This window comes from Paenibacillus terrigena DSM 21567 (assembly GCF_000374845.1).
Classification (GTDB): Bacteria; Bacillota; Bacilli; order Paenibacillales; family Paenibacillaceae; genus Paenibacillus_K; species Paenibacillus_K terrigena.
Genome location: NZ_KB895414.1, coordinates 230854 through 244477, shown reverse-complemented (window position 1 = coordinate 244477; position 13624 = coordinate 230854). Strand labels below are relative to the sequence as shown.

Annotated in this window: 6 protein-coding genes; 5 read left to right on the top strand and 1 reads right to left on the bottom strand. The window is 46.3% G+C overall.

Translation table 11 applies throughout. The features are described from left to right. Nucleotides 1–67: 67 nt before the first annotated feature. The 5 genes from C558_RS0109050 to C558_RS0109030 all read left to right on the top strand — a co-directional run bounded on the left by C558_RS0109050 (nt 68) and on the right by C558_RS0109030 (nt 11600). The gene (locus C558_RS0109050) at nt 68–1009 is read left to right on the top strand and encodes an ABC transporter permease (RefSeq protein ID WP_018755944.1); all 942 of its coding nucleotides are present in this window, start codon (nt 68–70) and stop codon (nt 1007–1009) included. Nucleotides 1010–1085: 76 nt separating this feature from the next. Continuing rightward, complete coding sequence (locus tag C558_RS0109045) at nt 1086–1907, top strand: carbohydrate ABC transporter permease (RefSeq protein ID WP_245583767.1); 822 nt, start codon at nt 1086–1088, stop codon at nt 1905–1907. Nucleotides 1908–1938: 31 nt separating this feature from the next. After that, entirely contained in the window at nt 1939–3513 is a 1575-nt protein-coding gene (locus C558_RS0109040; RefSeq protein ID WP_018755942.1) for an extracellular solute-binding protein, read from the top strand. A 118-nt stretch (nt 3514–3631) separates the two neighbouring features. Continuing rightward, complete coding sequence (locus C558_RS0109035; RefSeq protein ID WP_018755941.1) at nt 3632–5998, top strand: glycoside hydrolase family 95 protein; 2367 nt, start codon at nt 3632–3634, stop codon at nt 5996–5998. A gap of 232 nt (nt 5999–6230) precedes the next feature. Next, nucleotides 6231–11600: a glycoside hydrolase family 2 TIM barrel-domain containing protein gene (locus tag C558_RS0109030; protein WP_245583783.1), complete on the top strand. Its 5370-nt coding sequence runs from the start codon at nt 6231–6233 to the stop codon at nt 11598–11600. 62 nt (nt 11601–11662) lie between these two features. Here the strand turns inward: C558_RS0109030 and C558_RS0109025 are convergent, their stop codons facing one another. Next, nucleotides 11663–13420, bottom strand: coding sequence for a glycoside hydrolase family 35 protein (locus C558_RS0109025; RefSeq protein WP_018755939.1), 1758 nt, complete (start codon nt 13418–13420; stop codon nt 11663–11665). Nucleotides 13421–13624 lie beyond the last annotated feature (204 nt).

Below are 13624 nucleotides of genomic sequence, written 5' to 3'. Positions count from 1 at the left end.
CGAGTGCAGCGAATGGGTGGGACTCAAGCAGTTCGAACGATTCAAAAATAGGGGATGAGGTGAACTCTTGTCGACGACTATCGAAAAAATATCTAAAAAGTCATTTATTTCTAAGTTAAATTACGATTGGAAATGTAACCGCTTTCTCTTACTGATGTCGCTTCCAGGGTTAATCATGATTGCCTTGTTTGCTTATTATCCTATGGTCGGTATCGTAACTGCTTTTCAAAATTACAGTTTGTTTTTAGGAATTAAAGGCTCTGAATGGATTGGATTTGACAACTTTGTTCGATTTTTTAATGATCCAAACTTTTTTAGAATTATAAAAAACACGTTTGTTCTAGGTCTTTTTAACTTGCTTTGGTCTTTTCCCGCACCTATTATTCTGGCTTTGTTGATTAACGAAGTGATACATCCCAAAATGAAGAGATTTATTCAAACCGCTACGTATTTACCTTATTTTATTTCGATTGTTGTCATCGTGGGCATTATGAAATCCATGTTTAGTGGTACTGGAATTGTAAATGAATTGTTAGCCAATTTCGGTGTTGAGCCGATCCAATTTTTTAACGAATCCAGTTTCTTTAGAAGCTTGTATGTTGGCTCAGGTATTTGGCAGGAGATTGGTTATTCCAGCATACTCTACTTGGCGGCTATTACAGGGATTGACTCAGAAATGTATGAAGCGGCTAAGATGGATGGCTGTTCTAAGTTTAAACAGATTTTTCACATCACCCTGCCCAGCCTCCGCCCAACCATCATTACTTTGCTAATTTTATCCATTGGCGGTATTATCAGCGTTGGATTCGATAAAATTCTGTTAATGTATAGCCCTGCCACATATGATGTTGCCGATGTTATCTCTACTTATGTTTATCGTAAAGGTATTATCGACCAAGATTATGGATTTTCAAGTGCGATTGGGTTGTTTAACAGTTTGGTTTCCATTGTTTTTGTATTTGGAGCAAACTATTTTTCCAGAAAACTTCTAAAGGAAAGTTTATGGTGATGTCATGAAAAAGAGTCCTTATAGAATCAAAGAACCATTGGGAGATCGGGTCTTTCTTTCCGTTGTGTACGTCATTTTGGCTATTGTTGTACTAGCTATGCTCTATCCCTTTGTTTATGTTGTGTCTGTGTCTATTAGCGATCCCGCAGAAGTCATTGCGGGGAAAGTTACTTTTTTTCCAAAAGGTTTTGACCTAGGTGCATTCAAGACCATGATAAACCATCCTATTTTTTTTACGGCATATAAAAACACGATTGTGTATACTGCGCTTGGAACGTTTTTCACCTTATTTTTCACAGCTATAACAGCATATCCACTTTCCAAAGATAAGTTTCAAATGCGTTCATTTCTCTCCAAGGTGTACCTTATAACCATGTTTTTTGGTGGCGGTATGATTCCAACCTATTTGGCTTATAAGTCCCTGGGTATATTAGACACCATTTGGGTTATGGTTCTTCCGGGAGCGTTGTCCGCATGGAACATTATTCTCATGAGATCCTTCTTTAGGAATATACCGGAAAGCCTAAGTGAATCTGCTTACATTGATGGGGCTACTGATCCTCAAATATTAATAAAGATCATTTTGCCACTTTCCAAGCCAATCATGGCAACCATCGGTTTATTTACAGCTGTTGGCATTTGGAATGGATATTTCAATGCGTTGCTTTACTTAAATGACACTGAAAAGTATCCTTTGCAGATGATTTTAAGAAGTATTCTGGTAGCTGCAACCTTCAATCCAAGCGAAAAAGACGCTTATACTGCATTAAATCACTCGGCAACGGAATCTTTAAAAATGGCATCCATTGTCATTACTACCCTTCCTATTATGTGTATTTATCCTTTTTTACAAAAGTACTTTGTTAAGGGTCTTATGGTTGGCTCAATTAAAGGGTAATTCATAAAATTTACTAAAAAGGAGATTTATCATGAAAAGATTATTGGTCTTATTTTTAGCTACCATGATGTTGTTAGTTACAGCGTGTAGCAAGCCAAGCGAACCTGCTAAAAACACAGAGCCGTCACAGACTTCAGACCCCAATGCCGCCGAACAAAAAATTAGCGAAAAACCAATTGAAGTTTCTTGGTTTTTTATGTCTAATACCCCATACACTGGCGACGAAGAAATTTTTAAGACAATTCAAAAGTACACAAATATTAAAATCAAACCCATTAGCGTAGCCCGTGCTGACGTTACGCAAAAACTGAATACTGTGTTAGCATCTGGATCACTACCGGATTTGATTACGTTATCTAGAGATAATGCGGACCGTTATGGTCCACAAGGAGCATTCTTAGATTTAACGCCTTATATGGAAGCAGGGAAACTTGATAATTACAAAGCGATGTTAGAAAAATATCCACCTGCCATGGATCTGACTCGTTCGCCTAACGGAAAATATTATGGCTTCCCAAGAATTTATGATGTGCCATATCGTGCCGACGAAGTTATGCTTGGCAGAACTGATATTTTTGCAAAAAACAATCTATCCACGAAGTTCGAAACGTTTGACGATTTATACAATACCTTAGTTCAACTGAAGAAACTGTACCCGGATTCTTACCCCTATTTTGTAAGATGGGGGACGCCTCACCTCATTGGCAACCAAGCTTACTTTAGAGGAACGAGCACCTCTTTCTATCTTGAACCAGATCAACAAAAATATTTATTTGGTCCAGAAAGCCAAGCCTACAAGGATACGTTGGTTTACTTGAATAAATTATATTCTGAAGGCTTATTAAATCCAAACTTTGCTACGATTACCGATGAAGAATGGAATGAACTTTTAGCTACCAACAAAGGTTTTGTAACCTTTGACTACCCACAAGTTGGCGACGAGATTGTTCAACAAATGGGAAGCAAAATTCCACAGGGCTTTGAATTTACGGCGATGCTTCAACCTGCGTATAACGATAAAAGAGTTGGTACCGGTGTTTTAAGCGGCTATTTAGGGAGTTACAAAGTAATTTCAAACCAAACGAAATACAAAGATGAATTGGTTAATTTCCTGAATTGGATGTACAGCCCGCAGGGTATCGATGCCATGCAATTTGGTATCGAAGGCGAATCTTATCAAAAGAATACTGATGGTACTGTTAAATTTTTAAAGGATTTTCAAACGCCTGCTACACCGAATGGTACGATCAAGAATGCGGGGCTAAACAACCAAGACCTTTTCACCGTTGTAAATCAAGCGGCTATTAATACGTTTGAATTAAATGGTGCTGCCATGAAAAAATCTGTACAATTTTTGGAAGAAAACAAAGGTTTTGGCAAGCCGGTCTTTGATGCAAAATTCAGCGATACGAATGAGAAAAAAGAATATACCGACCTCAAAACGGCTATTGATACCTACGTAGAGGAAGCTTCGGTTAATGTGATTATCGGTAAGAAAAGCATTGATACCTGGGATTCGGAAGTTATTTCACAGGTTAAAAAACTTGGCTCTGATCGAGCTCTGGAACTAATCAATAAAGCCTATGACGAGACTTTTAAGAAATAATGGATATAAATTGAGTTGAACTTAGGAGCGTGATGTTGTCACGCTCCTTGTTATAATTAGAGGAAAAAAATGATTGCCAAAAAGCAATGAATTCTGGATGAGGAGTTGTGAGAACGATATGAAACGTTTATCATATAGCAAATCTGCGATGCATTGGTCGGAGGCATTGCCGCTTGGCAACGGGAGAATAGGTGCCATGCATTTTGGAGGCGTAGGAGAGGATCGTTTTCAGCTGAACGAAGATACGTTGTGGTCTGGTCCCCCAAGTCGGTATAAGCCTCATGATGACCGGGAATCGCTGCAGAAAGTAAGGCAGCTCCTTCGAGAACACCAATACAGCGAGGCGGACGAGGAGACGAAAAACATGTTCGGCCCTTATGCGCAAGTGTATATGCCTCTTGGGAACTTGACCATACGCTTTATGCACGGCGAGGAAGGCCGGCGGTATAAACGATCGCTAGATCTTGAACGCGCGCTCTCTTCGGTAACGTACACGATCGGTCCGGTCGAATATACGCGTGAAGCTTTCATATCCAATCCCCATCAAGTGTTGGCAATCCGACTGACAAGCTCCATTCCCAAGCAGCTTAACTTTGATGTGACCTTGGACAGTCCGCACAGAGCATTTACGTTGCAAGATGACAATGCATTGTTCGTGCAAGGGATTTGTCCCGAATACTGCGCACCGGGTTATTATGAAGAGGATTTGCAGCCGATTGTGTATGGAGAAATAGGCAAAACGAAAGCGATTCATTTCGAGGGGAGATTAGGTGCTTCGATCGAAGACGGTCAAGCAGTGTATCGGAATGGCAAGCTGTGCGTGCAAGACTCAACGAAAGTAATTCTTTACTTTGCGGCTGCGACGTCCTTCAACGGCTACGATCAATTGCCCGGCACTGATTTTGGCATACTGGCCTGCCGGAATGAGTCGATTCTTTCGAAAGCGATGGAAATTCCGTACGATCAATTGAAACAAGAGCATATACGCGATTACCGCGAGCTGTTTGATCGAGTCGATTTCACTCTAAGTGAAACTGACCAGGGGGACGAAATACTTGACACCGATAAGCGGATCCAAAAATATGGTGCTAGCGACCCGGCAATGGTTGCCTTGTTATTCCATTTCGGACGCTACTTGCTGATTGCCTCTTCCCGGGAAGGGACGCAGCCGGCCAACCTGCAAGGGATATGGAACGATATGGTACGGCCGCCTTGGGGATGCAATTACACGCTGAATATTAATACGGAAATGAATTATTGGCCTGCGGAAGTGACGAATTTGTCCGAATGCCACCGTCCGCTGCTTAAGGCGATTCAGGAGCTGTCAGTAAACGGCAGAAAAATGGTTGAGGAGCGGTTTGGACTAAAGGGCTGGACGGCGCATCACAACTCGGATTTATGGAGACATGCACAGCCTGTAGGCGCAGAGCGGAACGGAGATCCGGCGTGGGCGTTCTGGCCGATGTCCGGGGTTTGGCTGTGCCGCCACTTATGGGAGCACTACGAGTACACGCAGGATAAACAATTTCTTGCCGAAGAAGTGTATCCGTTAATGAAAGGCGCGGTTCAATTTTGTCTGGATTGGCTGGTGGAGGATGAAAGCGGATATTTGATTACATCGCCGTCGACATCGCCGGAGCATCATTTTTATTCGAATGAAGGTCAGTTGGGAGCTGTCACACAGGGAGCGACGATGGATCTTCAGATGATCAACGATTTATTCGAAAATGGCTTTAAAATGGTCGCTATTCTTGGTGTTGAGGATGAATGGGTGAAGCAAATGGCTGCGGCCAAGGCACGTCTGCATCCGATGCAAATCGGCAAATACGGCCAACTGCAAGAATGGGTCATAGACTATGAGGATGAATATCAAGACCATCGTCATGTTTCCCACCTTTACGGAGTTTTTCCGGGGTATCAACTGACTGACGGTGTCTTGCTGGATGCCGTCCGGAAAACGTTGAACAGACGCGGCGATGCCGGGTCAGGCTGGAGTCTCGGGTGGAAAATTTGTCTGTGGGCTCGTTTGAAGGATGGGGAACGTGCTTTTCTGTTACTAGAGCGCATTTTTAACGTCGTTACAGCCTATGGGGGGAGAGGCAGCGGCATATCTCCGAATCTTCTCGGCTCCCATCCTCCTTTTCAAATTGACGGGAATTTCGGCTATACGGCGGGCATTGCAGAGATGCTAGTTCAATCCCACAGAGGGTATGTTGAATTATTGCCTGCGATTCCTTCCGCTTGGCAGAGCGGATCGTTATCGGGCGTTCGTGTTCGCGGAGGGTTCGAAATATCCCTTGTCTGGGATCGCATGCAAGTCTGTCAGCTGGAGATCTCTTGCTGTGTCGACAATACGTTTAGAATGAAATCCGATAAATCGGCAATTGTCCAAGAAGATGGGAAGCAAGACTGGACCCTTGAACCGATCGAAGGTTATCTGTCCTTGGAGATAAGCAAAGATCAAAAGGTGTCTCTTCAGTTTTAATGGATTACTCAGAAGTGACGAACCAAACGAAGACATGCATGTTAAGGTAACTTCCTTTCGACGGAGTTACCTTTTTTCTTTTCCTACGAATTGATGAGAATTTCCCTAGAACATATGAGGATTTTGGATGTAATTGCGACGGGCGCAACGTAATAATGGTATTGTAAGGCACGCAGCAAGAATTTAGAGGAGGACGGCATTAAATATCTGAGAAGGAGGCTTTGTAACGTTGATGAAAAAAAGATTGTCGTTACTACTCATGCTGCTCATGGTGGCGAATACATTCTGGGGATTAGCTGCGGGGGCTGCACCTGCGAACGGCTACCCCGAATGGAATAACAACCCGACTGTTTTTCAGGTGAACCGCGAGCCAGCACATGCATCTTTTATTCCCTTTGGGGATGTCGATTCCGCATTGAAAGGTGCAGATATGATCTCAGCGATGACCAAATATCCGTCGCCTTATTATCGTTCGTTGAACGGTGAATGGAAATTCAATCTGGCGAATAACCCAGCCTCACGCCCAGTGGATTTCTACCAGGATACATATGATACGAGTGCTTGGAAGAACATTAAAGTGCCCGGGGAATGGCAGATGCAAGGCTATGATTTTCCGATTTATACCAATGTTACATACCCGTTCTGGGGCAACGGCAATACGCCGAATGTCCAGCCGCCTTTCGCGCCGACGCAGTACAACCCAGTCGGTTCTTACAAGCGTACCTTCACGATTCCGGCAGATTGGAAGGATCGGCAGACATTTATTTCGTTCCAAGGCGTTGAAAGCGCATTCTATGTGTGGGTGAACGGCCAGCAGGTTGGATACGCTGAAGACAGCTATACGGCTAAGGATTTCAATATTACGCCGTATTTAAGAGAAGGCGAGAATTCCCTCGCCGTAGAAGTCTACCGTTGGTCAGATGGCAGTTGGCTTGAAGACCAGGACTTCTTGCGCGTTAGTGGCATTCAACGCGATGTGTTCTTGTACAGTACGCCGTCGGTTCATATCCGGGATTTCACAATCGTGACGGACTTGGACACGAACTATAAAGATGCAGATCTGCAATTGAAGGTCAACGTGAAAAAAGATGGTGCGACCGCGTCAGAGGAAAAGCATACCGTTGAAGCGATGCTCTATGACGCGAGCAATCAACCCGTGCTGACGGAGCCCGTCGTGATGAAGGCAGATCTGAACGGTCAAGCTGAAGTTCAGGCTAGCGGCTCACAACTCGTCGCGAATCCACTCAAGTGGTCAGCCGAGACACCGAATTTGTATACCATCGTATTTAGTCTTAAAGATGACACGGGGAAGGTCATTGAGACAGCTGGTACGCGCGTTGGCTTCCGGGAATTCGAAGTGAAGGTGATGGTGGGCGACAGCGGCAAGCAACAAATGCTGCTCAATGGTAAGCCGATTATGCTAAAAGGTGCCAATCGGCATGAGAGCAGTCCGGATACGGGTCATGCGATTGATCTGGATCTGATGATTCAAGACATCAAATTGATGAAGCAGTTTAACATTAATGCGGTCCGTACCTCGCATTACCCGAATCATCCATTCTGGTATGATCTTGCGAATCAATATGGGATTTATATTTTGGACGAGGTAAACCTGGAGACGCACGGCGTCAACGGATCTGTCCCGACGAACAAAGCGGAGTGGACCGAGAATATTAAGGATCGGGCCCGCAGCATGGTCGAACGCGATAAGAACCACCCGTCTGTCCTCATCTGGTCCCTTGGCAATGAAGCTGGCCAAGGATCGAATTTCAAGACGGAATCGGATTATATCCGCAGTCTAGATCCGACGCGCCCGATTCATTATGAAGGCTATAATGACGCGAAGGTCACGGATATGGTCAGCCACATGTATCCAGTAGTTTCGACGCTTGAAACGTATGCGAAGAGTAGTGATCCAAGACCTTATATTATGTGCGAATATGCGCATTCAATGGGGAACAGTACGGGCAATCTTCAAGAATATTGGGATATGATCAAGAAATATCCGAATTTGCAAGGCGGGTTCATATGGGATTGGGTGGATCAAGCGGTGCGCATGAAGACGCCGTCAGAAAAGCTCTATCTGACGGATGCGAATCAGTCTTATCAAGCGGATTACACTGGAAGTGTCGTGGAACAGGCTGATGGTGTAACTGGCGTCCTACAGGCGAAAGATCGGGCTTCTGCTTCGGTTACGCTGCCTAACGATGCCAAGTATAACCTAACAGGCCCACTGACCGTCGAGGCTTGGGTGAAACCGCTCGCGAGCATCGCCAATAGTCCAATCATCGCCAAAGGCGACACACAATTTGCCCTGAAAATGAACGGTACGGACAAATTGGAGTTTTTCGTCTACAAAGGTGGCGTCTGGACCGCGGCGACGGCGAACTTGCCTGCGAATTGGCTGAATCAATGGCATCATGTGGCAGGTACTTATGACGGCTCGAACTTGAGTCTCTATCTTGATGGACAAATCGTCGCAACTAAAGTCTATACAGGAAGTATTGCCGCAAGTTCATATCCGCTTACGATCGGCAAAGATGCGGAGAGAGGTCGAACTTCCAACATGAGCTTTGACAAAATTCGTGTATACAATCGAGGATTATCTTTGACAGAGTTAAATAATTCTGACCGCACACCAGATTCGAATACGGTGTTATGGATGGATTTCAATGTATCGGATGCCAAGTCCATCCCGCTGGAGTCGCATGAATATCTCGCTTACGGCGGCGACTTCGGCGACAATCCGAATGACGGCAACTTTATGGCCAATGGCTTGATTTCGGCTGATCGCACCGTACAGCCTGAGCTATGGGAAGTCAAGCAGGTCTACCAGAACATTAACGTGAAGGACGTAGATCTTAAGAAAGGGCTCGTCGAGATTAAGAATGAATTTTTATTTAGCAATGTTAATCAATACGATGCTACCTGGGAGTTAAGAGCAGATCATCAAGTCGTTCAGCACGGAGACCTAACGGGATTGGATATCCCGGCGCTAACGTCCAAGCAAGTTACAGTTCCTTATGTGTGGCCGAAAGAGCAACCAGGTGTCGAGTATTGGCTCAATATCAGCTTCACGTTGAAGAACGATACGTTATGGGCTTCCAAGGGCCATGTGGTGGCGAAGCAGCAGTTCAAATTACCGGTGAATACGCCAGCGCAGACCGCACTTGATCTGTCGAAGATGCCGAATCTGACGACGGAAGAGCAGGGTACGCAAGTGAAGATCCAGAATGACGACATCGAATTGACCTTTGATAAAGCGGCAGGAACGATTCAGACCTTCAATTATAAAGGCAAATCGTTGATCAAAAACGGGCCGATACCGAATTACTGGCGTGCCCCGATTGACAATGACAAAGGTAACGGCGGCCCATCCCGGATGGCAACTTGGAAGAACGCTGGGAAGAATCGAGATGTTACCAAGGTGAGTGTAACGAAGATCGGCGACAAAATCGTGAGGATTGATGTGGAAGGGACGCTGCCAACGACGACCGTCTCCTCGTATAAGACGTCTTATACGATCTTCGGTAATGGCGACATTACCGTCTCGAACAGCTTAAAGCCGGGGGCAAGCACGCTTCCGGAAATTCCTGAAGTAGGAAGTCTCATGACAGTCCCGCAGGAATTTGAGCAAATGGCATGGTATGGCCGTGGACCTTACGAGAATTATCAGGACCGCAATACAGGATCGGATGTCGGGCTGTACAGCGGTACGGTAGAGGAGCAATTCTTCCCGTACATCGAGCCGTCGGAGACAGGGAACAAGACCGATGTGCGATTCGTAGCGCTAACCAATCCAGAAGGCGCGGGAATTATGGCCATTGGCTCCCCGACGATCGAGGCGAATGCGCTGCATTACACACCAGACGATCTGGATGGACCGCTGCATCCGTATCAAGTTACACATCGTGATGACATCACATTGCGCGTGAATTATAAGCAAATGGGCGTCGGCGGTGACGACAGTTGGGGAGCCAAACCGCATCCAGCGTACCTTCTGCTACCGAACAAGGAATATAGCTACAGCTACACGCTTCGTCCGATCCCGGCTGGCACTTCGAATTTGATGGAACTGAGCAAAGCGATCTCGACCGTCAATTTGATCAGCTCAATTCAAGTAGATGGGCGGGCGCTCACTGGATTCGATCCGGAGAAAACAAGCTACACGCACAACGTGCTTCGCGGCACACAGAAGGTACCTACAGTTGAAGCTATTGCGACGAGCAAAGATGTACGGATTACGGTAACGCCGGCTGCAGATCTATCCGGTAAGACGATTGTTACAGCAAGCTCTTCAGATGGGCTGCTCTCGAAGACGTATGAGATTCAATTCAATGTGACGGATCAATATTTAAGCGACATGGAGTGGGTTCGTGCTACGTCAGGGTGGCTTACAGTGCAGAAGGATCAGAGCGTAGAAGGCAATCCGATTCGGCTGCGTGGTCCTTCGGGAACGGTAACGTATGACAAAGGGATCGGAACGCATGCCAACTCGGAAATTGTATACGATCTGACGGGACGAAGTTACGACACGTTTAAGGCGGTTATCGGGGTTGATCAGGAGATCAGCGGCACGGCATCCAATCAGAACACGATTGTCTTCCAAGTCTTCTTGGACGGCGAGATGGCTTACGATAGCGGGCTGATGCGGGCGACCACCGTAGCGAAAGCAATTGAAGTGCCAATTAAAGGGGCGAAGGAGCTAAAGCTTGTCGTTGCAGATAACGGTGACGGGATAACGCAAGACCATGGCGATTGGGCGGATGCCATTCTTGTTCCTAGCATCAAGCTTGAACCTGAGGCATCCCTAATAGGACCTGCGATAATCGCTAAAGGTCAAACCTTTGATCTATCGTATCGTCTGAACAATGTAACGCAGAGCGTATATGCTCAAGATCTAACGTTCAACTATGATGCGAAGCAGTTGGAATTGATGGACGTCAGCACTGTAGAAGAGAAGACCTTAATTGTCGAGAAGAAAGCATCTGATGGGAAGCTGCGGCTCCTCTTGGCGAATACATCGGGTGCACAAGTTCAGGGTGATCTATTAAAACTGCGGTTTACTGCCAAATCGATGGGTGAAGCCTCGGTTGGACTTTCGAATCTTGTGTTGGCGGATGGTGAAGGTAAGGAAATGCCGCTAACCGGTTCGACGTATAAGACTATCATTCAAGAAGGAGTCGACAAAGGAGCCCTCCTCGCATTAATTACAGAAGGACAGCATATCTATGATGCGGCTGTGGAAGGCACGAGCGCTGGACAGTATCCAGTAGGTTCCAAAGCGATACTTCGAGCAGCGATCGATCAAGCCAAAGCCGTAGCAAATCTAAACGATGCGAGTAAGGAGCAGGTCGAGCAAGCGGTATCGGCATTGACAGTAGCACTGAAGGCCTTTACCGATAGCATGATCCAAGGGAAGCCGGGCGATCTGAACGGCGATGGCAAATATTCGATCGGGGATCTCGCAATCGTCGCAGCAGCTTATGGCAAGACAACAGCGGATCCAGATTGGGCGAAATATAAGCAAGCCGATTTGAATAACGATGGCCAAGTAGACATTAAAGACCTAGCCATACTGGCACAGAAAATTATTGAGTAAAGGCCCCCTAATTGGGAAAGGAGAAGGCGTGATATCGCCTTCTCCTTTTTTCTTGCGGATTTCTATCCGAGAATAGCGCTGTCTCGCAGCATTACGACCGGCTCTTCGGCACCATGCAGCTCGAACAGCACGAGCTCGTTCTCTCCTTTGCGAAGAAGTGGAGCCGGGATATACAGTGTTTTTTGCGGACCTACTGTTTCCCAATATCGACCAAGGTTGAAGCCATTAATGTACGCGACGCCTTTGTTCCAGCCTTTCAGCTCAAGGAACGTATCTGCCGCCTCATCCACTTGGAACGTCCCTTTGTAGAATGTCGGCTTGCCTTCGCATTTCGCGATTGTAGGCGTATATTCCAGCTTCGACAAATCTTCCATAGGCAGCGTATGGATCGTCCAATGGTACAGGAACTGCGCTCCGAAGCGAATTCCTTCCGTAATCCCTTTCACATCTCGCAAGGATGGACCGTAGTTGGTTCGACCCATATTTTCAACAAGCACGCTTAATTGGACGCCTTCTGGCGGGATACTGAAAGTGATCGGCTCCGCGTCTTTGTTCCAGCGTTCAACGACACCTTTGAATTCACCGTTGACAAAGATCTGCGCACGATCGTGCACATCCTGCAGATTCAGCTTCGTCTCTGGGCGCGGCCCGGATATCCGCGTTGTATACAGGATAAACCCGTAGTTTTGTCCGAGCAGCTCCATAGGGTCTGGGCAAGTTCTTTGCACCGGCGTCGACAGCTTATCGAGTGATTCGAACAGTGAAACCTGCTGCGACATGTTCACTTGGCCGTAAGCTTTCTTCTTGATCGGTTCAGGCAACTCCAGCGGTCCTAGGTCGATATATTTGGATACAACCTCGCGTACGGCATAGAACTTGTCCGTCAAATCGCCGCATTCGCTGATCGGTACATCGTAGTCGTAGCTTGTGATTGTCGGCATATACGTGGTGCCGTCGTCATTCGCGCCGCTCCAGAAGCCGAAATTCGTTCCTCCATGGAACATATAGAAGTTGACCGAAGCGTCCATCGCCAGCATTTCGTCGAATACTTTCGCCACATCAGCGGCATCGCGAGTATGGTGCTGCTCGAACCAATGGTCGAACCAGCCGTTCCAATATTCCATGCACATGATCGGGCCTTCCGGCTGATATTCGCGCAGTTTAGGGAAATATTCCTCTGGCCGCGAACCAAAATTGACAGTCTCGAGGACTCCCGGCACCATGCCGCCTTGGAGCATAAAGTCTCCCGGTCCATCGGAGGTGAACAGCAATACGTCGATACCGCGCTTGATCTTGCTTTCTTTTAAATATTCTAGATATTGCGTGTCGTTGCCGTAACTGCCGTATTCGTTCTCGATTTGCATCGCGATGATCGGCCCGCCATTGGTACAGAGCAGCGGAACAAACTTCGGCAACAAGACGTCGTAATAGGCGTCAATTTTGTCGAGGAATGGTTGGTGGAAACAGCGCAACCGCATGCCGGGATCGGCCAGCAGCCATGCCGGCAATCCGCCGAATTCCCACTCTGCGCAAATATACGGACTTGGACGAACGATAACATATAGCCCCAATTCGCCAGCCGTCTCGATAAACTTGACGATGTCGGCGATGCCTTCAAAGTTGAACTGTCCTTCCTTTGGCTCATGCAAGTTCCACGGTATATAGGTTTCTACCGTATTGAAGCCGCAAGCCTTCAGTTTCATCAGACGATCCCGCCAATATTCGGGAACGACGCGAAAATAATGGATTGCACCTGAAATAAGCCTGACCGGCTTGCCGTCAAAAACAAATTGATTACCTTCCACTGCAAATATAGACACAGTAATACCCTCCGTTCATTTATGGTATAGAATCATCTACTAGATTCGTCATGAAAGCGATTCCTGAAATGTCACTAGCACCGCCTTATGTACTATATTTTATAGTCTCTCAACAGGTATAACTACTTTCCTCATCAACGATTTCTGTATTCTATCAACGAAGTCAACTAGAAATGGACGATCCCTAAGAACCGTCCATTTCTA